22 protein-coding genes are annotated in these 21361 nt (G+C 68.4%); 10 read left to right on the top strand and 12 right to left on the bottom strand.

The window, feature by feature from the left end; translation table 11 throughout:
- Positions 1–136: 136 nt before the first annotated feature.
- From BMX96_RS05450 to pnp, 5 genes are all read right to left on the bottom strand, one after another.
- On the bottom strand, positions 137–703 hold the full coding sequence (locus BMX96_RS05450; protein ID WP_091844590.1) for a L,D-transpeptidase: 567 nt from the start codon (positions 701–703) through the stop codon (positions 137–139).
- Positions 704–796: 93 nt separating this feature from the next.
- Positions 797–1555 (bottom strand): glycosyltransferase family 25 protein, encoded by a 759-nt coding sequence (locus BMX96_RS05445; protein ID WP_091844589.1) that lies wholly within the window; start codon positions 1553–1555, stop codon positions 797–799.
- Positions 1552–2595 carry a glycosyltransferase gene (locus BMX96_RS05440; protein ID WP_091844588.1) on the bottom strand — a complete coding sequence of 348 codons (1044 nt, stop codon included), beginning with the start codon at positions 2593–2595 and terminating at the stop codon, positions 1552–1554. The genes BMX96_RS05445 and BMX96_RS05440 overlap by 4 nt, the downstream gene beginning before the upstream one ends.
- The gene (locus BMX96_RS05435; protein WP_091844587.1) at positions 2592–4211 is read right to left on the bottom strand and encodes a class I SAM-dependent methyltransferase; all 1620 of its coding nucleotides are present in this window, start codon (positions 4209–4211) and stop codon (positions 2592–2594) included. The genes BMX96_RS05440 and BMX96_RS05435 overlap by 4 nt, the downstream gene beginning before the upstream one ends.
- Before the next feature lie 66 nt (positions 4212–4277).
- Positions 4278–6410, bottom strand: coding sequence for a polyribonucleotide nucleotidyltransferase (gene pnp, locus BMX96_RS05430; protein ID WP_091844586.1), 2133 nt, complete (start codon positions 6408–6410; stop codon positions 4278–4280).
- Positions 6411–6801: 391 nt separating this feature from the next.
- Here pnp and BMX96_RS05425 point away from each other — a divergent pair, with 391 nt between their 5' ends.
- A complete protein-coding gene (locus BMX96_RS05425; protein ID WP_091844585.1) occupies positions 6802–7995 on the top strand; it encodes a Hint domain-containing protein in 1194 nt (397 codons plus the stop codon).
- 154 nt (positions 7996–8149) lie between these two features.
- Here the strand turns inward: BMX96_RS05425 and rpsO are convergent, their stop codons facing one another.
- Positions 8150–8419 (bottom strand): 30S ribosomal protein S15, encoded by a 270-nt coding sequence (gene rpsO / locus BMX96_RS05420; RefSeq protein WP_073129437.1) that lies wholly within the window; start codon positions 8417–8419, stop codon positions 8150–8152.
- A gap of 242 nt (positions 8420–8661) precedes the next feature.
- Here rpsO and BMX96_RS05415 point away from each other — a divergent pair, with 242 nt between their 5' ends.
- Positions 8662–9396 carry a hypothetical protein gene (locus BMX96_RS05415; protein ID WP_139209984.1) on the top strand — a complete coding sequence of 245 codons (735 nt, stop codon included), beginning with the start codon at positions 8662–8664 and terminating at the stop codon, positions 9394–9396.
- Positions 9397–9406: 10 nt separating this feature from the next.
- Here the strand turns inward: BMX96_RS05415 and BMX96_RS05410 are convergent, their stop codons facing one another.
- Positions 9407–10312 (bottom strand): alpha/beta fold hydrolase, encoded by a 906-nt coding sequence (locus BMX96_RS05410; protein ID WP_091844583.1) that lies wholly within the window; start codon positions 10310–10312, stop codon positions 9407–9409.
- Between the two features lie 94 nt (positions 10313–10406).
- Between BMX96_RS05410 and BMX96_RS05405 the strand changes: the two genes are divergently transcribed.
- Positions 10407–11393 (top strand): hypothetical protein, encoded by a 987-nt coding sequence (locus BMX96_RS05405; protein WP_091844582.1) that lies wholly within the window; start codon positions 10407–10409, stop codon positions 11391–11393.
- A gap of 1 nt (position 11394) precedes the next feature.
- Here BMX96_RS05405 and BMX96_RS05400 read toward each other — a convergent pair whose 3' ends face one another.
- Genes BMX96_RS05400 through rbfA form a run of 4 tightly spaced genes read right to left on the bottom strand, consistent with a single transcriptional unit; the run spans position 11395 to position 13965 of the window.
- Entirely contained in the window at positions 11395–11898 is a 504-nt protein-coding gene (locus tag BMX96_RS05400) for a DUF1643 domain-containing protein (RefSeq protein ID WP_091844581.1), read from the bottom strand.
- Positions 11895–12815 carry a tRNA pseudouridine(55) synthase TruB gene (gene truB / locus BMX96_RS05395; RefSeq protein ID WP_091844580.1) on the bottom strand — a complete coding sequence of 307 codons (921 nt, stop codon included), beginning with the start codon at positions 12813–12815 and terminating at the stop codon, positions 11895–11897. The genes BMX96_RS05400 and truB overlap by 4 nt, the downstream gene beginning before the upstream one ends.
- A 3-nt stretch (positions 12816–12818) precedes the next feature.
- Complete coding sequence (locus tag BMX96_RS05390) at positions 12819–13568, bottom strand: phosphodiester glycosidase family protein (RefSeq protein WP_091844579.1); 750 nt, start codon at positions 13566–13568, stop codon at positions 12819–12821.
- Positions 13558–13965 (bottom strand): 30S ribosome-binding factor RbfA, encoded by a 408-nt coding sequence (rbfA, locus tag BMX96_RS05385; RefSeq protein ID WP_073129443.1) that lies wholly within the window; start codon positions 13963–13965, stop codon positions 13558–13560. Before rbfA ends, BMX96_RS05390 begins: the two co-directional genes overlap by 11 nt.
- A 108-nt stretch (positions 13966–14073) precedes the next feature.
- Between rbfA and dapB the strand changes: the two genes are divergently transcribed.
- Positions 14074–14874, top strand: coding sequence for a 4-hydroxy-tetrahydrodipicolinate reductase (gene dapB / locus BMX96_RS05380; RefSeq protein WP_091844578.1), 801 nt, complete (start codon positions 14074–14076; stop codon positions 14872–14874).
- A 51-nt stretch (positions 14875–14925) separates the two neighbouring features.
- Positions 14926–15276 (top strand): hypothetical protein, encoded by a 351-nt coding sequence (locus BMX96_RS05375; protein WP_091844577.1) that lies wholly within the window; start codon positions 14926–14928, stop codon positions 15274–15276.
- A gap of 15 nt (positions 15277–15291) precedes the next feature.
- On the opposite strand, the gene BMX96_RS05370 is transcribed toward BMX96_RS05375, so the two are convergent.
- Positions 15292–15489 carry a DUF1674 domain-containing protein gene (locus tag BMX96_RS05370; protein WP_236736968.1) on the bottom strand — a complete coding sequence of 66 codons (198 nt, stop codon included), beginning with the start codon at positions 15487–15489 and terminating at the stop codon, positions 15292–15294.
- Positions 15490–15560: 71 nt separating this feature from the next.
- Here BMX96_RS05370 and BMX96_RS05365 point away from each other — a divergent pair, with 71 nt between their 5' ends.
- The 5 genes from BMX96_RS05365 to BMX96_RS05345 all read left to right on the top strand — a co-directional run bounded on the left by BMX96_RS05365 (position 15561) and on the right by BMX96_RS05345 (position 21266).
- Positions 15561–16823, top strand: a complete 1263-nt coding sequence (locus BMX96_RS05365) for an RsmB/NOP family class I SAM-dependent RNA methyltransferase (RefSeq protein ID WP_091844575.1) — start codon at positions 15561–15563, stop codon at positions 16821–16823.
- A 79-nt stretch (positions 16824–16902) separates the two neighbouring features.
- Positions 16903–18618: a heparinase II/III family protein gene (locus tag BMX96_RS05360; protein ID WP_091844574.1), complete on the top strand. Its 1716-nt coding sequence runs from the start codon at positions 16903–16905 to the stop codon at positions 18616–18618.
- A gap of 21 nt (positions 18619–18639) precedes the next feature.
- Positions 18640–20226, top strand: coding sequence for a bifunctional phosphoribosylaminoimidazolecarboxamide formyltransferase/IMP cyclohydrolase (gene purH / locus BMX96_RS05355; protein WP_091844573.1), 1587 nt, complete (start codon positions 18640–18642; stop codon positions 20224–20226).
- A 1-nt stretch (position 20227) separates the two neighbouring features.
- Entirely contained in the window at positions 20228–20698 is a 471-nt protein-coding gene (gene lspA / locus BMX96_RS05350; protein ID WP_091844572.1) for a signal peptidase II, read from the top strand.
- A 55-nt stretch (positions 20699–20753) separates the two neighbouring features.
- Positions 20754–21266: a DUF3035 domain-containing protein gene (locus BMX96_RS05345; protein WP_073129451.1), complete on the top strand. Its 513-nt coding sequence runs from the start codon at positions 20754–20756 to the stop codon at positions 21264–21266.
- Positions 21267–21361 lie beyond the last annotated feature (95 nt).

Below are 21361 nucleotides of genomic sequence, written 5' to 3'. Positions count from 1 at the left end.
TGAAACTACTGCCCGTCGGTCCAAAGTCCAATGCGACGCAATGACTGCGACGTCGCGGCATCTGCCGCCCCCTTGAAACGCGAAACGGCCCGCGGAAGACCGCGGGCCGTCTGAGATCATCGGTGCGTGGCGCAGGTCAGCCCATCTTGGGGTACAGCACCACGGGCGTGTCGATCGGGGTCTGGTCGTACAGCACACGGATATGCTCGTTCGTCAGGCCGGCGCAGCCATTGGACACGGCGCGGCCGATCGTGCCGGGATCGTTGGTGCCGTGGATGCGCAGGAACGTGTCGCCGCGGCCGGGCTGGAACAGGTAAAGCGCGCGCACGCCCAGCGGGTTGTTGGGGCCGCCGGGGATGCCGTCTTCCTCGTACTGGGCGTATTTCTCGGGCTCACGCTCGACCATGCCGGGCGTGGGTTTCCAGGACGGGTTCGCCTTCTTGGCGCCCACGTAATATTGCCCCGGCTCGTACAGGCTGTCGCGGCCAACGCGGCACGCATATCGCACCGCGGTGCCGTCGGCACGCGTGTGGTACAGCCGGAAGTGATTGGGGAAGACGTGGATTTCGTTGGCGGGCAGCGGCACCCGCATCTGCACCAGCGTCGGCGGCGGAATGCCCGCTGCCTGCGCCTCGGCCCGCAGCCCGAGCGCCGAAAGGCCGAACGCGGCCAGCCCGGTCGTGATGAATTCGCGTCTGTTCATTGCCCACCTCTGGAAATAATCGGTTTGCGCCAAAGATACAGGCGATTTTGCGTGCGACAACCACGATGACACCGGCGTGACCGCGATTGGCGGTCAACCCGGACCGGCAAGCCGCAGTTTGTGCGCCATGGCGATGGCCTTGTCCACCCAGAGCCGCCTTTGCTTGGCCAATCCGTAGGTGGAGCGTCGCTGTGTCTTGTCGGCGCGCTGGGTGCGCGCATCAATGTCGCTGGGATGATCGCCGGCACGGAACAGCGGCGGCCAGACGCTCAGCCCCCGGCCGGTGCGGGTCTGCCAGTGGCGGTAGTGATTGTCGACCGGGCAGGTGATGTGGGCGGAGTCCGCGACAAGGCGCGCGGCGGCGTCCCGTGTCATCAGGATCGCGGTCCCGAGCATTGGGAAGTAATGCGCCCGCAGGACCGTGCGTCCCGCCACCTCGGCGAAGGGAGTCGAGATCTTGCGCTTATGCGCGCCCAGGTTCACCAGCTCCCACGGGGGAGCGTTGTCGCCGGACAGCCAGTCCAGCACCGGACCCATGGCCTCGACCGCGCCATCGGTCAGCGTGAAATCGTCCTCGAGCACCAGCCCGAGCGCATGGTCGCTGTCCAGGAACGCCTGCGCCGCCTTGGCGTGGCTCAGGTGGCAGGCGATCTCGCCCCCCGTCATCGACCGCCCCATGTAGCGGCGGGCGGCGGCGTCATCGTAGGCGTCGAAGGTGCTGACGGGCAGGCCGCGACCGTCCACCGCCGGCACGCGCAGCCAGTCCAGCCCGAGTGTCTCGAGCTGGGCCACCGCAGCCTGCCGCCGCGTGTCCGAGCCCTCGAGGTTGATGAGAAACGCCCCCACGGTCATCGTAGCGTCCGGACCTCGGCTTGCGGGGTCCTGAAAAGGCGCATGTAGGCGTCGCAGACCGCATCTTCGGAAAACATGGCCTCGAGCCGTTCGCGCGCCGATATCGCCATCTTCCTGGCGGCGTCGCGGTTCCCGAGAAGGCGCGACAGGGCGGCGGTGGTGCCGTCGACATCGTCGATATCGGCCATCAACCCGTCCTCGCCGTCGCGCATGAACCACGCCGGGCCCTCGCAGCGGCTGGAGACGCTCGGCACACCGGCCTTCCACGCTTCCAGCAGCACGTTGCCCAGCGGCTCGTGGCGCGAGGGCAGGACGAAGGCGTCGCCCGAGGCGATATGGTGTATGGGCTCGTCCACCCAGCCGACGAAGCGGGTGCGATCGGCAATCCCCAGCTCGCGGGCCAGCTGCTCCAATGCCTCGCGCTCCTTGCCGTCCCCGACCAGCCACAGCCACGCCCCCGGGATCTGCGCCACGGCGCGCAGCGCGATGTCCATCCCCTTGCGCGGCACGAACCGCCCGCCCGTCACCACCAGCGGCGCGTCCTCGGGGGTGTCATGCCGTGCGCGGGGAACGGGCTCGGGCGTCACCCAGCGGGGGAAGTTCGAGATCGTGGCCAGCCCGCGGTCCCAGCCCAGCGCGTCGCAATGGGCGGTGATGCCGGGTGTGTTCCCGACGATCATGTCGCAATGGCCGAAATGCTTGAGGTTCGCGGGATAGTCGCCCAGCCGCACCAGCCGCGTGCCATCGAAGTTGCGGGGTTGCAGCTGCGATGCGCGGGGCATCCACGACATCACGGCGTCGGGGCGAAACTCAACGATGTGACTGTCCAGCTTGCGCCGCGTCAGCCAGCGGGTCAGCGAGATACGGCGGAAATTGTCGTATTCCACGGGACCCAGCGCGGCGATGGCATCGCCCCAGCTGCGGTCCGGCCGGATGAAGAACCGCTGTTCCACGCCGCGCTGGTCGAAGGCCCTGGCGAGGTTCACGAAGAACCGCTCGGCCCCGCCCTCCTTTCCGAAATGCAGGTGTATGATCCTCATCCGTCGGCGCGCTCGCGCTCGAAAAGGATGTTCTTGTGCATGACGGTATGATGGACGAAGCCCTCGCGGACCAATTTTTCGATCATTTCATCCGTGGCCTCGGTTCCCACGATGTGCGGGTGCGTCTCGACGAGGAGCGCCCGCACACCGGCGGGCAGGGGATCTCGCAGCAAGTCGATCTCGGCCCCCTCCACGTCCATCACGATGACGTCGGGCTCAAGCGACGCCAGAAGATCCGAGAACGCGACCGCGGGCACTTCGACGCGTGTTGCCCCCGCTTCCCTGTCGATGATCGAGGAAGAGACGAGATTGGTGTCGCGGTAGAAGACCACCGGCTGGCCGTCCTTGGTGACTGCCTTGAACGTCAGGTCCGAGGCCATGTCGTTCAGTCGACGGTTCTCGTCCAGGATCGGTTTGAGCGTGTCGTTCGCCTCGAAGGACGATACGTTCTGCGCGCCGGCAAGGCGTGCCGCCAGCAGCGAAATGAACCCGACGCCCGTGCCGATCTCGAGAACCTTCTCGCCCGGCTTCAGACCTTTCTGCAAAAGTTCGGCTTCGGCCAGCTCGTAGGTGCCTGCAAGAATGGCGCCGCAGACCGATCGCGGCACGATCGTCTCGTCCACGCACAGCCTGACACCGAAGCGTTCCACGTGCTTAGTGCCGGTCAGTCGACCGAAGACGCGCCGAAGGGATCGCAGCGCCGGTTTCGGTCGCGGCACGTTTTCGATGAATACGGTGTGACCGGCGATCTCACGCGGTTCTCTCGTCATGCTATGGGTGCCTCCTGGAGACGAACCGCCGGTGCCGGTCCCGCTGAAGTGTGGTTGATCGAGAGAAGCCGAACCGTGCGTCCGTCTATCCTCGCGCCGTTGCCATGCCATACGCAACACGGCAGGGCGACAGTAGGATACTCGGTTACTTCTTGGCCACCAGCATCCAGCCGGGAGACACGGCGCAGATGCGATCGCCCCTTTGCCGGCGTAGACGGGTTGGCGGATGGTGATTTTCGCGTAGAGCCAGTCCTTCAGATGCTGAAGATGGAATTGGCCACGCGGCCAGATCCCCCGATGCCCAAGGATCGACCCAGCCGAGGTGTAGCGCCCCCAGACCAGCGGTTGAAGGTTCAGGGCTTCGAAGCCGACGCGGCGGCACGTTTCCTGCCACCAGCTCGGCGTGGCGCGGGTGAAATCATCGGGGTGACCGTGGATGCGGAAGATGAAGGGCACGGTGATGACCGCGCGCCCGCCTTTCTTGAGCACACGGAAGATCTCGTTCATCGAGGCGACGGGATCATAGATGTGTTCAAGGGTATTGAAGCAAACGACGCAGTCGAAACTGCCATCGTCGAAGGGCAAAGGCTCGCCCGGTTTGACGATGTGGGTCGGCTTAATGCCGGGATCGATATTCGCGGACTTCACGCTGTCCGCATTCTTCAGCAGGCCGGTATAGGGCGCCTTGTTGCCGCCGCCGTAGTCCAGCACATCGCCCGAAATGTCGGTCGAGCCGATGGCCTCGTATTCCAGCACGCGCAGGCAGGACAGGCCGGGATGGTCCCGGTAGAGCGCCCGCCACCGCGACAGCGTCGGCGTTGGCGGCGGAACATACGTGTATTCCATGTCTCGGGCCCTCGTGACCGGCACCCCCGCGGGGAGGCGGGGGTGCCAGCAAGGTTACGGCAGGGATCAGTCGGCCGCTTCTTCTTTCTTCAGCTCTTCGCCGGTCTCCTGGTCGACCATCTTCATGGCCAGGCGCACCTTGCCACGGTCGTCGAAGCCCAAGAGCTTCACGAAGACTTCCTGGCCTTCCTTCAGAACGTCCGAAGGATGGTTCAGGCGGCGGTTCTCAATCTGGCTCACATGCACCAGGCCGTCGCGCTTGCCGAAGAAGTTAACGAAGGCGCCGAAATCGACGATCTTGACCACGGTGCCCTTGTAGACCTTGCCTTCCTCGGGCTCGGCCACGATCGAATGGATCATGTCGTACGCCTTCTGGATGGCCTCGCCGTTGGCCGAGGCGATCTTGATGATGCCGTCGTCGTTGATGTCGACCTTGGCGCCCGAGGTTTCCACGATCTCGCGGATGACCTTGCCGCCCGAGCCGATCACTTCGCGGATCTTGTCGGTGGGGATCTGCATGGTCTCGATACGCGGCGCGTGCTCGGAGAAGCCCGAAGCCTCGCTCAGCGCCTTGTTCATCTCGCCCAGGATGTGCAGACGGCCCTGGCGCGCCTGCTCCAGAGCTTTCTCCATGATCTCGGGGGTGATGCCCGCGACCTTGATGTCCATCTGCAGCGACGTGATGCCGTCGGCGGTGCCGGCGACCTTGAAGTCCATGTCGCCCAGGTGATCCTCGTCGCCGAGGATGTCGGTCAGGATCGCGTATTCACCGCTGTCTTCCAGCACCAGGCCCATGGCCACGCCCGCGACCGCCGATTTCAGCGGGACGCCCGCGTCCATCATGGAAAGCGAGCCACCGCAGACCGACGCCATCGAGGACGAACCGTTCGATTCCGTGATCTCGGACACCACGCGGATGGTGTAGGGGAAGTCGGTGGCGGCGGGCAGCACGGCCTGAAGCGCACGCCAGGCCAGCTTGCCGTGGCCGATCTCGCGGCGACCCGGAGGGCCCACGCGACCCACTTCGCCGACCGAGTAGGGCGGGAAGTTGTAGTGCAGCAGGAAATTGCTGCGATACGTGCCCTGCAGCGCGTCGATCATCTGCTCGTCGTCGCCGGTGCCAAGGGTCGTGATGACCAGGCCCTGCGTCTCGCCCCGGGTGAACAGGGCCGAGCCGTGCGTGCGCGGCAGTATGCCGGTTTCGGCCAGGATCGGACGCACTTCGTCGGTGCGGCGGCCGTCGATGCGCTTGCCCGACTTCACCACGTCACCGCGCAGAACGGCGGATTCCAGCTTTTTCAGGGCCGAGCCGAGGTTCTCGTCCTCGAGCTGCTCCTCGGTCAGGCCGGCCTTGATGTCTTCCTTGACCTTGGCGACCGCGTTGGTGCGCTCCTGCTTGTCGGTGATGGCATAGGCGTCGCGCATCTTCTGCTCGCCCGCGGCCTTCACGGCGTCGTACAGAGCGCTGTAATCCGGCGGCTGGAAGTCGAAGGGCTCTTTCGCGGCGTCTTCGGCCAGGTCGATGATCAGGTCGATCACCGGCTGGATCTGCTCGTGCGCGAATTTCACCGCGCCCAGCATCTCGGTCTCGGTCAGCTCGTAGGCCTCGGACTCGACCATCATGACCGCGTCCTTGGTCCCCGCCACGACCAGGTCCAGGCGCTGATCGGGGTTGTTCTTGAGATCGTGCATGTCGTCGATCTCGGGGTTCAGGATGTATTCGCCCCCCTCGAAGCCCACGCGGCAGCCGGCGATCGGACCCATGAAGGGCGCGCCCGACAGGGTCAGCGCGGCCGACGCGGCGATCATCGCCACCATGTCAGGGTCGTTGACAAGGTCGTGGGACAGCACGGTGCACATCACCAGCACTTCGTTCTTGAAGCCGGGCGCGAACAGCGGGCGGATCGGACGGTCGATCAGGCGCGAGGTCAGCGTTTCCTTTTCGGTCGGGCGGGCCTCACGCTTGAAGAAGCCGCCGGGCACCTTGCCCGCGGCATAGTATTTCTCGTTGTAGTGCACGGTCAGCGGGAAGAAGTCCTGGCCGGGCTTCTGCTGCTTGGCGAAGGTCACGTTGGCCATGACGCTGGTCTCGCCCAGCGTCGCGATGACCGAGCCGTCGGCCTGGCGCGCGACCTTGCCGGTCTCGAGCGTCAGGGTCTCTTCGCCCCACTGCATATGTTTTTTCGTAACGTTAAACATCTATCGTATCCTATCTGGGCCGGATCTGCCGGAGCGTTCCCCGGTGGCCCTGTTTCGTGGCGGCCGTATTGCCGCCGACCCCTGTCTCATCGTTTTCATGCGCCGGGGTCATGGCGTCACGTCTCAGATGCGCGCGCCTTACAGGAAAATGCACGTGGTTGCTAGGTGGGGCGGGCGGATGCGCCGCAGGGCGCAGGTGGGTCCTCCAGCCCGTTAACGATTGTGTCGCGGTCGGGCACATTACGAAGGAAACCTGAATTATCTCCACCATATTGCCGCAATCGCATGTGAAGAACTCACAGTGATTTAACCGAATGTATAAGCCCGCCGGGTATCCGTGCCAGCGTAAGAAACCAAATCCGAACGACGCAGGGGCCTGAGAGCAGAGCAGATGGCAACCGTTTACGATCTCTTCGAGGTCACGGGGATCTCGGAAAACACGACGTACTCGTTGGCGCTCGGAAACCTGCTGGGCGTGGTGAACAGTGCGTCGGCGACGGATCTGGACGACGGCGAATTCGATATCGGCGACGATTTCGTCATCGACGGCACCACCTATACCATCGACCGCATCCAGGAGCCCAGCAACAGCGGCCGCTTCACCGAAGGCGACGGAACCACCAACTCCTTCAATCCTCAGAGCGAAAGCAATCTCGACGCGGTTTTCCTGACCGTTTCGAACGGCGGTGACACACGGTACTTCATCATCCCGTCGGATCGCTACGGCGACATGAATGTCGAGGAGATCCGCACGGGCGGGCTTACCGATGTTGGCGGAGACGACGCCGCGCTTGTGTCGACCACCGACAACAACGTGCGCGCCGTGTGCTTCGCCCGTGGCACCCGCATCTTCGTGTCCGCCGGGATGGACCGCCCGGTCGAGGAACTTCGCGTCGGCGACTGGGTGCGCACCGCGGATCGTGGCTTCCAGCGCGTCATCTGGATCGGCAAGACCCGCATCGACGCGCCGACCCTGCGGAAGAATCCCAAGCTCGGCCCGATCCGCATCCGCCGCGGTTCCCTCGGCCCGGGGCTGCCCACCCGTAATCTGACCGTGTCGCCGCAGCACCGCGTTCTCGTGCGGTCCCGGATCGCCGAACGCATGACCGGTTCGTCCGAGGTGCTGATCGCCGCCCGCCACCTGGTCGGCCTGGACGGGATCAAGCAAGCCGGCATCGGGAAAGGCGTAGATTATTACCATATCCTGCTGGAACAGCACGAAATACTCTGGGCCGAGCGGGCCTCGTGTGAAAGCCTGCTTCTGGGACGTGAGACTCTCAAGACACTGGGCGAAGACAAAGTGTCCGAGATCCGGACGAGCCATCCGTCGGCGCTGACCACCGCCGGGCCCGAGCAGGCGGCGCGGCCTATCCTCTCCTCCAAGAAAGCCCGGCGCTTGGCATGGCGCCACGCGAAGAATCAGAAGTGGCTGATCGAACCGCTCGCTCCCGCGGCGCCCCCGAAGCTTGCCGTGCCGGAGTTGCCAAGCGTGGAGGCGACGCGGCGCGACCTCAACCGCCCGTCCACACGGGCCAGGGCAGGGAGCCGGGCGGGGCATATGCCGGCCCGCAGGGGTATTGCCTGACGCGACGCCCGCCGATCTGGCAAGCATCGCGTCCGAGCGGTGGGCCGAGGGATAGCTTCCAGGCACCTGCACAAGCATTCCCGAGCATCGTCCATCGACGAAAAAGGGCCGCGTCATCGCGGCCCTTCGGAAGTCATTGGCTGACGCGCGCGTCTTAGCGGCGGATGCCCAGGCGCTTGATCAGGTCCTGGTACCGGGCCTCGTCGCGGGCCTTGGTGTAGTCCAGCAGCTTGCGGCGCTGGGCGACCAGCTTGAGAAGGCCACGGCGCGAGTGGTTGTCCTTCTTGTGGGTCTTGAAGTGCTCGGTCAGCGCGGCGATCCGGGTGGTCAGGATCGCGACCTGCACCTCGGGCGAACCGGTGTCGCCGCTCTTGGTGCCGAATTCCTTGATGAGACGCTGCTTTTCGTCTGCGGTGATCGACATCGGGTATCTCCTTCTTCAGATCTGGTTTGACGGCGCAGGCCGGGATGTCGTCCAGCAAGGCCCAAGGGCTCCGCACGCATCGATGCGGATGCGCGCGCTTAAACCAATCGGCAGGACATGAAAACCCCTTGTGCACGCCAGTCCCGGTGCTTCCTTCAATTTTCCCCATTTCGACCCCGCGCGGATCGCAATCGGGCGGCAGCATGGGGAGATAACAATCCCGGCAAGACGGAGCGGTCGGCATGTCTATGGTGTTCCTCACGGCGGCGGCCGCACTGTTCGTCCTTTCGATGATGGACCTGCGTGGTGCGCTGGGCGAGGGCGGCGGTGCCGTCGCTGGTCGCTTCCAGCGGTTGCGTCTCCTGATCGTCGACACCATGGGTGACCTGCGATCCCGCCTTGGCAGGCGCAGAGGGCCGGGTGCCGACGGCGCGGCCGAGGCCTGGGACGCTGACGCCGATGGCGACGACGGCCAGACCCTCGACGGGCTGTTGTCGAAGCTGGCCCCGTCTCCCGGCGTCACGGTCGAGGAAAACCGCGTTTCCCGAGAGGAGCTGCAAACCGACCTCGCGTGCGAGATCGGCTCGCTCCGGACGATGCACGACACGCAACGGACAGCCGCGCCGGCGAACGGACCCGCGCAGGCGACAGGACTAGCGCAGGCAGGAGGTCCCGCCTGTCCGCTTGCCGGCGGCATCTGGGTCGACGGCACCGAGGCCCGTGCGCCGGTCATCGATGATTTCGACCCCGACGAAGACCAGCTTGTCATCGTCTACGATCCCCATGCCTCGGCCTATCCCCGGATCTCGGTTCACGCGGTCGACGGCACGGAAGACGTTCTCGTGCGCCTGGACGGACAGGTGATGATGCGCGTGATCGGCGGGGCGGGCCGGGTCGATCCGGACGAAATCGAGCTCATCGGTTCGGATCTCGCTGCCGAGTTCGCCGCCGACGACGAGACCCGCGACGCCGCCTGAACCGCGCGCACTAGTCGTCCCCGAAGAAGTCCATCGCCGCGTCGATGACCTGGCCGGGCGCTTCCTCCATGGTGAAGTGCCCGCCATCGCACTCCGCCAGCGTGATGTCCTCGGCCCAGTCGTTCCACAGGCCGGCCGGATCGCCCGTGCGCGCCGGAAAGCCGCTGCGACCGTGCAGGAACAGGACCGGCGCCGCGATTCGCCGTCCGGCCGCGCGGTCCGCGTCGTCGATGCGCCGGTCGGTCGTGGCCCCCGCGCGATAGTCGGCGCACATGGCCGCGAGCCGCTCGGGCGCCGCCATCTGCGCGCGATAGGCCTCCAGCGCCATGTCCGAGAACGGCGACAGGTCGCCAGTCGCCGACCAGCTGGCCAGGGTCCAGTCCAGGTATCCCGCCGGGTCCGCGCCGATCATGCGCTCGGGCAGGGGGCTGGGCTGCGCGAGGAAGGTCCAGTGATAGGCCGCCATGGCGATCTCGGCCGTCCACATCGACCAGAAACTGCCGGTGGGCACGATCTCGACCACGCCCAGGCGGCGCAGGCGATCCGGATGGTCCAGCGCGAATCGGTAGGCCACCCGCGCGCCGCGGTCATGGCCCAAGACATGGGCCCGCTCGATCCCCAAGGCGTCCAGCAGACCGACGATATCCGCCGCCATCGCGCGCTTGGAATAGACCGTGTGGTCCGCGTCGTCGGAGGGCGCGTCGCTGTCGCCATAGCCCCGCAGGTCGGGCACGATCACGTCGAAGCGCGCCGCCAGCGCGGGCGCCACGCGGTGCCAGGCCTGCGACGTCTCGGGATAGCCGTGCAACAGCACAAGGGGCGGACCCGAACCAGCCCGCGCCACCGACAGGCTGACCGTCCCGCAGTCAACGCGGCGACGGTCGAACGCTTCGAAATCGGGCGGGGCGTTGGACATGAGCTTAACCTTGAAAGTGAATTTCTTCTCACACCCGACGGTAATCCAGCCACCCTAGGGTGTCCCGGACAATCGGGGCGGAAGGGGTGATGAAATGCTGGCAGCTTTGGTTCTGGCCGGTCTGGCGGGGGCGATGGCGCTTCCGGACGTGCTGTCCGTTGTGAAGGCGAGGGGCGATGACGACGCGAGCGATGACCAGTCCTCGCCCGAGAATGACGTGGTGCAGGCGCCGGAAGGGGGCGGCGACCTGCTGGATTATGTCGCGCCACGGCTTTCGGCGCCGGTCGGGCAAGACCCGGCCCGTGTGGGTGTGGCGACGACCCTGCACGTGGATGTCGGGTCGGGCACGCATCTGGTCGAAAACCTCGTGCCCGGGATCGACAGCGTGACGCTGTCGCTGCCTGACGATGTGTCGGCCCTTGTTCTGTCGCCGGCCACGGAAGATGCCGATGCGACCCTGTCGTGGCAACAGGACGGCGGGACTATCGCGCTGACCTTCCAGGGGTTCGAAACCGTGCCCGTCGACAGCGTCTCGGTCGCATTCGAAGGGCAGGCGGGGGCGGTGTCCCTGTCCGATCTGTTGGCCGCGCAGGCCGAAGAGGCCGCGATCGTGACCGCGCCCGATACGCCGTCCGGCTCCGCCGATGCCCCGGCCGGGGATACGCCGCCCGTCGCGCCCGAGGATCCCGAGACGCCCGCGACGCCACCTGACCCGGTCGACGACCCGGGCCAGGTCGTGGCCCCCGAAGATCCCGAGGCGCCGTCGCGCCCCGATCCGGGCTGCGATGACTACGGCGTTGTCCTGTCGCCGGACGAGGATCCGGAAGATTACCTCGACAGCGGTCCCGACGACCTGCCGCCCAGCGCCAGTGTCCTGCGCGTGTCCGATTTCACGCCCGGCGATGACCTGCTGCGGATCGAAACCGACGCGGCCGGCCCGCTGTCGCTCCGGCCCGCGCCCGATGGCGACGGGACGATGGTTTTCGTGGGCGACAGCTGGGTCGCGACCGTCGCGGGCCCGCAAGACGGCCTTTCGATCGATGATATCGTGATCGCGCCCCTTTCGGGGCAGGCCGCCTAGGCTACCAGGACTGCGGCGCAACGCCGTAGCCGATGTAGAGCGGGTGCTTCGGGTGGCCGGCCTTGCTGAGGCCCAGGTGATGCAGCGCGTGGCCCCGGTCGCGCAGAAGCCGCTCGACCGCGGGGCCGCGATCCAGCAACGCACCATGGGTGCCCCAGGCGCAGATCACGCGGTCGGCCCAGTCGGCCCCTTCGAGGATCGCGGCGTCGTTCTCGGGGCCGACAGGATCATCCACCTTGCGCAGGCCCTTCGGGTCGGTGCTGCGCCACGCGAAGATGTTGCACACCCGGAAGGCGCCGAAATCCTGCGCCCGTGCGCGGCGCTCGCAACGCTCGACCGTGGGGTCGTTCTGCACCTCGGTCGCGGTCGACGGGTTCAGCATGACGAACAGCGCGCGCGGCCCGTCGGTGTCCCAGACCCGGGTTAGATCCCAGCGATAGCCTTCGCAGTCGGAATAGCGCGCGACGCTGGCCGCGTCGCCTTTCTGGTGCGACCGCTCGATCATGCGCCCGCGTCGGAACGGTTCAGCACGCGCGACGGCTGGAACTGCCCCGCGCGGTAGGTGCCGATGGCCAGCGCCTGCCCGCGGTGGGCGGCCCAGCAGGTCTCGCCGAAATCGGCCTGGGTCGACAGCACGTCGCAGGGGTTGCCGTTCTTCAGTCGCGGCACGGCGATGGCGCCGATCTGCACCGAGGGCACCTGCTCCAGCCCCGCCTCGACGGGCAGCAACAGGTCGTCGATCTGGGGCGTGCGGCCGAGGCGCTGGATCTCGTCCAGCGTCACCGCGTGGTCCAGCGTGAAGGGCCCCGACCACAGCCGGCGCAGTGCGGTCACGTGCGCCCGGGTGCCCAGGGATTCGCCCAGGTCGCGGGCGATGGCGCGGACATACCCGCCCTTGCCGCAGACCAGTTGCAGATGCGCGCTGTCGGGGTCGGGCCGATCGGTCAGTTCAAGGCTGTCGACGTAAAGCGGGCGCGCGGCCAGCTCCATCTCGACGCCCTCGCGCGCCAGGTCGTAGGCGCGTTCGCCCTCGACCTTCACGGCGGACACCTGCGGCGGCACCTGCATGATGTCGCCGGTGAAGCCGGGCAGGGCGGCGCGCAATGCGTCGTCGTCGGGTCGCGCATCGCTGCGGGCCACGACGTCGCCGCCCGCATCGTCGGTGCTGGTCGCGGTGCCGAAGCGCACCTGGAAATCATAGGCCTTCAGCGCGTCGGTCAGCAGGGGCAGAACCTTCGTCGCCTCGCCCAGCGCCACGACGAGTATGCCGGTGGCGTCCGGGTCCAGCGTGCCGGCGTGTCCGGCCTTCTTCGCCTCGAACGCCCAGCGGACCTTGTTCACGACATCGGTCGAGCCGGTGCCGGCCGGCTTGTCCACGATGACGAAGCCCGAGATATCGCGCCCCTTGCGCCTGCGTGCCATGATCTACTCCGCCGGTTCGACCGTTCCGATGATCGGCCCCATGGGCAGGCCGAAATCGCTGCGCCCGCCCGCGCGGTCGTAAAGCCGCGAGATGTTGCCGTCGAAATAAAGTGCGTTGCGCGCGCCCAGCCCGTCGCGGAACAGCCGTCCGAAATGGTGGAAATTCACGGGCTGGTTGGAAATCGCCAGCCACGCTGTGCGGCCGTCCTCGCTGACGCCCGCGCCGTTGCGCACGTAGCGGCTGTCGCTGTCTTCCAGGAATCGCGGGTGAAGCTCGCCATCGATCACCAGCATGGGGCCCGACTGCGTCGCGTCGCGGCACTCGGGCGGGTTGGCCGCATAGGCGCGGCTTTCGACGATGCTGGCCGCGCCTTCGCGCAGGCACAGCACGCCGTTGGGCAGCAGGCCGAAATTGCCGGGCCCGTCCGAGGTGACCACGCGCATCACCTCCTGCCCGTCCTCGACGTAGTGGCCCACGGGCGCGCGGTCGGGGTGATACATGCCCGCGTTCATCGCCACGCCCAGCCGCGTGCCCTGCGGCTTCAGCTTCCGGTTCACGGCGGAAAAGCTGCCCAGCGGCACACCCTTGTCGTCATGCAGGAACAGGCGAAGGGTCTCGCGCGACAGGTCGATCTCGCAGACCGTGAAACGCGCCTTGTCGAAGCGCACGTCCTCGCAGGTGGCGGCCGCGGCGCCACCCGGCAGGCCCGCCCAGGCCACCGCGCACAGCCCGGCCCAAAGCCTAGTCTTCATCGTCGCCATCCAGATCGCGCCGCACCTCGTCGCGGGCGAACAGCTCGCGCGTGGCATCCATGCGGTCGAAGGTCTCGTCGATCAGGAACCGCAGGTCGGGCGTGTATTTCATCGTCATCTCGCGGCCCAGCGCGCGGCGCAGCTCGGATTTGTTGCGCTTCAGCGCGGCGATGGCTTCGGGGCGGTTGTCGCCGCCCAGCGGCAGGCAATAGACCGTGGCGATCTTCAGGTCCGGCGAGGTGCGCACCTCGGTCACCGTGACCGACATGCGGTTCAGCTCGGGGTCGTGGATATCGCCGCGATTCAGCACGTCCGACAGCGTGCGCCGGATCAGCTCGCCCACGCGCAGCTGACGGTTCGAGGGCCCGGGCCCATCGGAGAACTTGTTTCGTGCCATGGCTCGCATCTAGGCCCGCGCGCCCGGCCACGCAACCCGGACGTTGCACCCGTTGCCCGTGCGCGGTAGCGGTTTTCCGCACGCGACCGGACGGGAAGGAGACCCACCATGCGCATCGCGATCACCGGCGTCTCGGGGCGCATGGGGCGAATGCTGGTCGACACGGCCGCCACCATGAAAGGTGTCGAGGTGACGGGCGCCACCGAGCGTCCGGGCAGCGACTGGATCGGGCATGATCTGGGCCAGGCGCTGGGCGGTGCGGCCAGCGGCGTGACCGTGATGGACGACCTGGCGCAGGCGTTGGAACAGGCCGATGTCGCCATCGACTTCACCGCGCCCGCCGCCACGCTGGAGCACGCCAGCATCTGCGCCGACATGGGGCGCGCCCTGGTCATCGGCACCACCGGGTTCTCCGACGACGAGCTTGCGGCACTCGCCCCCTTCGCCGCGCGCGCCTGCTTCGTCCGCGCCGGCAACATGAGCCTTGGCGTCAACCTGCTGACCCGCGTGGTGAAACAGGTCGCCGCCGCGCTGGACGAGGCGTTCGATATCGAGGTCGTCGAGGCGCATCACCGCCACAAGGTCGACGCGCCCTCGGGCACCGCGCTGATGCTGGGCGAAGCGGCGGCCGAGGGGCGGGGCGTGCGCCTCGCCGATGTGGCCGACCGGGGCCGCGACGGGATCACGGGCGCGCGGAAGCCTGGCGATATCGGCTTCTCGGCCATTCGCGGCGGGTCGATCATCGGCACCCATGACGTGATCTTCGCGGGCGAGGGCGAGACCATCACCCTCAGCCACGTGGCGACCGATCGCAGCCTGTTCGCGCGCGGCGCGCTGAAGGCCGCGCTCTGGTGCGACGGAAAGCCGCCGGGCGCCTACGACATGTTGAGCGTGCTGGGTCTGGAATAGGGCCGCTCCGGGCCTAGGCTTCCTTTGCGTCAGGTCAAAGGAGCTTGCCCCATGCTGCGTGCCAGTCTGATCGCCGCCGCCCTTGTCGTCACACCGCTCGCCGCCGCGTCGTCGACGGACGAACGGATCACCACCCGCGCCGAATTCGTGGACCGCGTGGCGAACCGCAACCTCAGCCGGCTGGGCGTCGGCGTGCGCGTGACGCCCGGCGGCCAGATCGAGGGCAGCGCCTTCGGCACGCCGGTCACCGGGTCGTGGGACTGGCGCGGCAACCGGTTCTGCCGTGAAATGAAGTGGGGCGATCGCAGTTGGGGCGACAGCTGCCAAGCGGTCGTCATCCGGGAAAACCGGGTCTATTTCCAGCCCAGTTCGGGCAGCAGCGTCTACCTTTACATGCGCTGAGGGCGCGGCATCGCCTCAGAAATCGATGGCGATGCCCTTCTTCTCCCAGTCGCCGTAGCGCACGGGCTCGGGGCCGTCGCGGCCGCCAAGCTCGGGCGGCAGGTCCTGTGCCTTGGCCTTGCGGCGGCGTTCCTCGGCCTCGGCAAGGGCGCGTTTCGCGGCGTCGGGCAGGTCGTCCTGGGGCATCGGTCCGGTTCCGGTTGCGTCATCCATGATCCATAGCTAGGCCGCGACAGGCCCCGGCTCAAGAGCTGCGGGCGGTCCGTTGCAACGGGGATGACGACATGGCCGAGATCGACGGGGCGCGCGCCGCCGCACTGGCGCTGGTGGGTGACGTGACCGAGCACGGCCGGCTTATGTCCGAGGTGCTGGAGCAGCGGACCCGCGCACTGGAAGCCCCCGACCGGGCCCGCGCGCAGCGGCTGGCGATCGGTACCCTGCGCTGGATGGATCGCGCCGACCGGGCGCTGGGCCCGTTCCTGCGGATGAAGCCTTGGCCCGAGGTTCACAACATCCTGCGGCTGGCGATCTACGAGATCCACGAAGGCGGCACCCCGCCCCACGCAGCAGTCAGCGCCGCCGTCGACCTCGTCCGCGCGAGCGCGCGTGGCGCGGGGCAGGCGGGGCTGGTCAACGGCGTGCTGCGCAACGTCCAGCGCGCGGATGCCTGGGCCGCGCTCCCGGTGCCGCGCCTGCCCAAGTGGCTGCGCAAGCCGCTGCTCAAGGCCTACGGCAAGGCAGGGGTCGCGGGCATGGAGGACGCCTTCGCCGCGAACCCGCCGCTGGATCTGAGCGTGAAGGAAGATGCCCCCGGCTGGGCCGAGCGGCTGGGCGGGCAGGTGACCCCCACCGGATCGGTCCGGCTGCAACCCGGCGCCCAGGTTACCGCGCTGCCGGGATACGACGATGGGGCGTGGTGGGTGCAGGACGCCGCCGCCGCGCTGCCCGCCCGCGCGCTGAACCCGCAGCCGGGTGAGCGGATACTGGACCTCTGCGCCGCCCCTGGCGGCAAGACGCTTCAACTGGCCGCAGCGGGCGCCGAAGTCACCGCGCTCGACATTTCCGGGACCCGCATGGCCCGCGTCGCCCAGAACCTGTCGCGCTGTGGGCTTTCTGCCGAGGTGGTGGTGGCCGACGCGCTCACCTACGCGCCCGACCGGCCCTTCGACGCCGTGCTGCTGGACGCGCCGTGCTCGGCCACTGGCACGGTCCGCCGCCACCCGGACCTTCCGCGCGCCAAGGCGGCGCAGGATTTCGCGCCGCTGATCGCCTTGCAGGCAGCGCTGCTGGACAGGGCGGTGACACTGACCGCCCCGGGGGGGCGCATCGTCTACTGCACCTGCTCGCTCCTGCCCGAGGAGGGCGAGGCGCAGGTCGACGCGGCGCTGTCCCGACATCCCGGCCTGACTCTGGACCCCGGCGCGCTGGCGCTGGACGGCATCGCGCCCGACTGGATCGGGCCGCAGGGATTGCGGCTGCGCCCGGATTATTGGCCCGAGATCGGCGGGATGGACGGCTTCTTCGTGGCGGTCTTCCGCGTGGCGTGACGCGCGCCGGGATGACAGCCGCGCCGCGCGGCCCTAAGCTGCGGTCGAAGACCCATGAAGGGCCAGGCACGGGCAGCCGATGACCGACATTCGACAGACACGGGCTGACCGCCTGCACGCGCGGCTTGCCGGGCTCGGCCGCCGCGCGCGGGCCTTCGAGCATGAGCCGCTGCCGCCCGGCACCGGCATCGCCGAGCGTGGCGCGCAGATCGTCGCCGGGCATTTCCTGTTCCGCGGCTACCTCGTCGAGGCGGCCGAAACCTCGGTCTGGGATCTGCCGCTGCCGGACGACCCGCTGTTCGAGGCGGACCTGCACGGCATGGCTTGGCTGGACGACCTGGCCGCGCAGGGCACGCGCAAGGCCGATGTTCTGGCACGCGACTGGGTGCATGACTGGATCGCGCGGTTCGGGCGCGGCCGCGGTCCCGGCTGGCGGGCGGACCTCGCCGGTCGCCGGGTGACGCGCTGGATCCAGCATGGCGAGATGCTGCTCGACGGCGTTCCGCCCGCCACGCGACGCCGGTTCTTTCGTGCGCTGTCGCGGCAACTGACCTTCCTGTCCCGCCGTCAGCGGTCGTTGCCGATGGCCGCCCCGCGGCTCGAGTCGCTGATGGGGCTGCTGGTCGCGGGCCTGCACCTGCGCGGGGCTGGGCGGCACCTGTCCCGCGCCACGACGGGCCTCGCCAACGCCGCCGAGACCCTGATCGACGCCGAGGGTGGCATCGCCAACCGCAACCCCGAGGATCTGGCGATCGTCTTCGGGCACCTGGCCGCCGCCCGCGTCGCGCTGGCCGAGGCCGAGCGGCCGGTGCCGCAAGCGATCACCGACGCGCTGGTACGCGCGGCGCCCGTGCTGCGCTGCCTGCGCCACGCCGATGGCGGGCTTGGACGGTTCCACGGCGGCGGACGCGGCCAGCCCGGGCGGCTGGACCGGGCGCTCGCGCAGTCGGGCGTGGCGGCCAGCCCGCCGGGTGACCGCGCCATGGGCTTCGCACGCCTGTCCCACGTCCGCGCCACGGTGCTGATCGACGTGGCCGCCCCGCCCGAGGGCCCCGGATCGGCCGAGGCCCACGCCTCGACCCTCGCGTTCGAACTGACATCGGGCCGCCGTCCGGTCATCGTCAGCTGCGGCGCGGGCCGCAGCTTCGGCGAGAAATGGCGCCGCGCGGGCCGGGCCACGCCAAGCCACAGCACGCTGGCGCTGGACGGGTATTCCTCGGCCCGGCTGGGCGCCTCGGGCGACGGATTGCTCTCGGACGCGCCCCGCGACGTGCGGATGGAACGACGGCGCAGCGACCGCTCCACCGGGCTCATCGCCGGGCATGACGGCTATGTCGCCGATTTCGGGCTGACCCACGTGCGCCAGCTCTACCTCGATACGAACGGCCGCGCGCTGCGGGGTGAGGACGTGCTGGCAACGGTCGAGCAGAGCGACGAGGCGATCTTCGACCGCGCGCTGGACGCGACCGAGACCGGCCATCTGACCTTCCGCATCCGCTTCCACCTGCATCCCGACGTGGTGGTCCAGCCCGGCGACGATCCCAAAACGGTGCTGCTGCTGCTGAAAAGCGGCGAGCTCTGGTCCTTCCATCACGGCGGCGCGGCCGAGATGCGGGTCGAGCCGTCGGTCTATCTCGACAGCGTGTCACTTTCGCCGCGCGCGACCAGCCAGATCGTCCTGGCCTCCAGCGCCGCCGATTACGCCACACGGGTCAGCTGGACCCTTGCAAAAGCGCGCCAAACACCCGATGCGGTGCGCGACACGGTGCATGACGACCAGCCCGTCATAGCCTGACCGCAAGAAGGAGCCGCCCCGATGCCCGATCTCGTTCCCCTGAAACGCGCGCTGATTTCCGTCTCGGACAAGACCGGGTTGCTGGACCTGGGCCGCGCGCTGGCGGACCGGGGCGTCGAGATCCTGTCCACCGGCGGGTCGGCCAAGGCCCTGCGCGACGCGGGCATCGCCGTGCGCGACGTGGCCGAGGTGACGGGCTTCCCCGAGATGATGGACGGCCGCGTGAAGACGCTCCACCCCATGGTCCACGGCGGCCTGCTGGCGCTGCGCGACAACCCCGACCACGTGAAGGCGATGGAGGATCACGGCATCGGCGGGATCGACCTGCTGGTGGTGAACCTCTACCCGTTCGAGGCGACCGTCGCGCGCGGGGCCGACTGGGACGAGGCGATCGAGAATATCGACATCGGCGGTCCCGCAATGATCCGCGCCGCGGCCAAGAACCATGGCTTCGTAACAACCGTTGTCGATGTCGAGGATTACGCCGCCCTGCTGGTCGAGCTGGATGAGAACGGCGGCCAGACCAGCGCCGCGTTCCGGCGCACCCTGTCCCAGCGCGCCTATGCCCGCACCGCCGCCTACGACGCGGCGGTGTCGAGCTGGATGGCCGACACTACCGGTGAGGCCGCCCCGCGCCGCCGCGCCGTGGCCGGCTCCCTTAAGCAGACCATGCGCTACGGCGAGAACCCGCACCAGGCGGCGGCGTTCTACACCGATGGCAGCGATGCGCCCGGCGTCGCCACCGCGACCCAGCACCAGGGCAAGGAGCTCAGCTATAACAACATCAACGACACCGACGCCGCGTTCGAGCTTGTGAGCGAATTCGCGGGCGAAGATCCGGCCTGCGTCATCGTCAAGCACGCCAATCCCTGCGGCGTGGCCCGCGGCGAAACGCTGGCCGAGGCCTACGCCCGCGCCTATGACTGCGACCGCGTGTCGGCCTTCGGCGGGATCGTGGCGCTGAACCGCCCGCTGGACGGTGCGACGGCTGAAGCCATCGCCCAGATCTTCACCGAGGTCGTGATCGCGCCCGGCGCCGATGACGACGCCCGCGCTGTCTTCGCCGCCAAGAAGAACCTGCGCCTGCTGACCACCGACGGGCTGGCCGACGCCCGCGCCGGGGGCCGGGTCTGGCGTCAGGTCTCGGGCGGCTACCTGGTGCAGGACAAGGACGTGGGCCAGATCGCGCCCGACCAGCTGCGCGTGGTGACGAAGGTCCAGCCCACCGACGCGCAGCTCAATGACCTGCGCTTTGCCTGGACCGTTGCGAAACACGTCAAATCCAACGCCATCGTCTACGTGAAGGACGGCGCCACCGTGGGCGTCGGCGCGGGACAGATGAGCCGCGTGGACAGCACCCGCATCGCCGCCCGCAAGGCGCAGGACATGGCCGAGGCGCTGGGCCTGTCGGCGCCTCTGACCCAAGGCTCGGTCGTGGCGTCGGACGCGTTCTTCCCGTTCCCCGACGGTCTGCTGGCGGCGGCCGAGGCCGGCGCGACGGCAGTGATCCAGCCCGGCGGCTCCATGCGCGACGACGCGGTGATCGCCGCGGCGGACGAGGCGGGGCTGGCGATGGTCTTCACCGGCATGCGGCATTTCCGGCACTGACATGCGCCGGCTCTGGATCACAGCGGCGATCACCTTCGTCCTCGACCAGGTGGTGAAGCTGATCGTCGTGCAGGGCCTCGACCTTGCGCGCGTGGGCGCCATCGACGTCATCCCGCCCTTCCTGAACCTGCGCATGGCGTGGAACCGGGGGATCAACTTCGGTCTCTTCGCCGGCGACAGCGACGCGGCGCGCTGGGTGCTGATCGCGCTGGCGCTGGTGATCTCGGGCTGGGTCCTGCTGTGGATGCGGCGCGACCGGCCCGGTCCACTCGCCATGGTCTCGGCGGGCCTGCTGGTGGGGGGCGCCATGGGCAACGTGGTCGACCGGCTGATCTACGGCGCGGTTGCGGACTTCCTGAACATGTCCTGCTGCGGGATCGAGAACCCGTATGCCTTCAACGTGGCCGACATCGCCATCTTCGCCGGGGCGGTGGGGCTGGTTCTGTTCACCGGCGGGAAGAAGACCCCGTGACGGGCCGGACGTTGTGCGATATGCCTGCCGGGGACGAGCGATGAAGGGGGCGCGCATGCGCGGTCGGTTGATGCGGGGTCTTTTTGCGGCTGCCATGGCGGCGGGCCTGTCGGCCTGCGGCGGTCCGCCCGATCTCATCACGCTGACCTCCGACAGCCAGGGCCCCGACGAATTCGCCATCGTGCCCAACAAGCCGCTGCAGGCGCCCGAAAGCTTCAACGCTCTGCCGCCACCCACGCCGGGCGGGACCAACCGCTCGGACCAGACGCCCGAGGCCGACGCGATCGCCGCGCTGGGCGGGCGTCCGCAGGCGGGGCAGGTGCAGGGCGGCGCGCTCATCGCCCGCGCGACGCGCTTCGGCGTGAACGGCGACATCCGCCGCACCCTCGCCTCCGAGGATCTCGCCTTCCGCGAGGACAACGACGGCCGGCTGCTGGAACGGCTGTTCAATACCTCGATCTACTACAAGGCCTACGCGCCCCAGTCGCTGGATCAGCACGCCGAGCTGGAACGCTTCCGCCGCCAGGGCGTGCGCACCCCCGCCGCCCCGCCGGAAGAGCTGCAGTAACACCGCGGCCGGGGCGAATGGTCACAACGGCGTAAGGCCCATTGCGGCGCCCGCCGGCGTGCATAGTTTCTTGCGCAACCATTCGCCGAAGGAGC

It is taken from the genome of Palleronia pelagia (assembly GCF_900110115.1).
Lineage (GTDB): Bacteria > Pseudomonadota > Alphaproteobacteria > Rhodobacterales > Rhodobacteraceae > Palleronia > Palleronia pelagia.
This window is presented reverse-complemented; position numbering and strand designations above follow the sequence as displayed.

What these genes read in the sequence shown, in the direction of transcription:
- BMX96_RS05450 (WP_091844590.1), bottom strand. Translation starts at nt 703, where the DNA reads ATGAACAGACGCGAATTCATCACGACCGGGCTGGCCGCGTTCGGCCTT.
- BMX96_RS05445 (WP_091844589.1), bottom strand. Translation starts at nt 1,555, where the DNA reads ATGACCGTGGGGGCGTTTCTCATCAACCTCGAGGGCTCGGACACGCGG.
- BMX96_RS05440 (WP_091844588.1), bottom strand. Translation starts at nt 2,595, where the DNA reads ATGAGGATCATACACCTGCATTTCGGAAAGGAGGGCGGGGCCGAGCGG.
- BMX96_RS05435 (WP_091844587.1), bottom strand. Translation starts at nt 4,211, where the DNA reads ATGGAATACACGTATGTTCCGCCGCCAACGCCGACGCTGTCGCGGTGG.
- pnp (WP_091844586.1), bottom strand. Translation starts at nt 6,410, where the DNA reads ATGTTTAACGTTACGAAAAAACATATGCAGTGGGGCGAAGAGACCCTG.
- BMX96_RS05425 (WP_091844585.1), top strand. Translation starts at nt 6,802, where the DNA reads ATGGCAACCGTTTACGATCTCTTCGAGGTCACGGGGATCTCGGAAAAC.
- rpsO (WP_073129437.1), bottom strand. Translation starts at nt 8,419, where the DNA reads ATGTCGATCACCGCAGACGAAAAGCAGCGTCTCATCAAGGAATTCGGC.
- BMX96_RS05415 (WP_139209984.1), top strand. Translation starts at nt 8,662, where the DNA reads ATGTCTATGGTGTTCCTCACGGCGGCGGCCGCACTGTTCGTCCTTTCG.
- BMX96_RS05410 (WP_091844583.1), bottom strand. Translation starts at nt 10,312, where the DNA reads ATGTCCAACGCCCCGCCCGATTTCGAAGCGTTCGACCGTCGCCGCGTT.
- BMX96_RS05405 (WP_091844582.1), top strand. Translation starts at nt 10,407, where the DNA reads ATGCTGGCAGCTTTGGTTCTGGCCGGTCTGGCGGGGGCGATGGCGCTT.
- BMX96_RS05400 (WP_091844581.1), bottom strand. Translation starts at nt 11,898, where the DNA reads ATGATCGAGCGGTCGCACCAGAAAGGCGACGCGGCCAGCGTCGCGCGC.
- truB (WP_091844580.1), bottom strand. Translation starts at nt 12,815, where the DNA reads ATGGCACGCAGGCGCAAGGGGCGCGATATCTCGGGCTTCGTCATCGTG.
- BMX96_RS05390 (WP_091844579.1), bottom strand. Translation starts at nt 13,568, where the DNA reads ATGAAGACTAGGCTTTGGGCCGGGCTGTGCGCGGTGGCCTGGGCGGGC.
- rbfA (WP_073129443.1), bottom strand. Translation starts at nt 13,965, where the DNA reads ATGGCACGAAACAAGTTCTCCGATGGGCCCGGGCCCTCGAACCGTCAG.
- dapB (WP_091844578.1), top strand. Translation starts at nt 14,074, where the DNA reads ATGCGCATCGCGATCACCGGCGTCTCGGGGCGCATGGGGCGAATGCTG.
- BMX96_RS05375 (WP_091844577.1), top strand. Translation starts at nt 14,926, where the DNA reads ATGCTGCGTGCCAGTCTGATCGCCGCCGCCCTTGTCGTCACACCGCTC.
- BMX96_RS05370 (WP_236736968.1), bottom strand. Translation starts at nt 15,489, where the DNA reads ATGGATGACGCAACCGGAACCGGACCGATGCCCCAGGACGACCTGCCC.
- BMX96_RS05365 (WP_091844575.1), top strand. Translation starts at nt 15,561, where the DNA reads ATGGCCGAGATCGACGGGGCGCGCGCCGCCGCACTGGCGCTGGTGGGT.
- BMX96_RS05360 (WP_091844574.1), top strand. Translation starts at nt 16,903, where the DNA reads ATGACCGACATTCGACAGACACGGGCTGACCGCCTGCACGCGCGGCTT.
- purH (WP_091844573.1), top strand. Translation starts at nt 18,640, where the DNA reads ATGCCCGATCTCGTTCCCCTGAAACGCGCGCTGATTTCCGTCTCGGAC.
- lspA (WP_091844572.1), top strand. Translation starts at nt 20,228, where the DNA reads ATGCGCCGGCTCTGGATCACAGCGGCGATCACCTTCGTCCTCGACCAG.
- BMX96_RS05345 (WP_073129451.1), top strand. Translation starts at nt 20,754, where the DNA reads ATGCGCGGTCGGTTGATGCGGGGTCTTTTTGCGGCTGCCATGGCGGCG.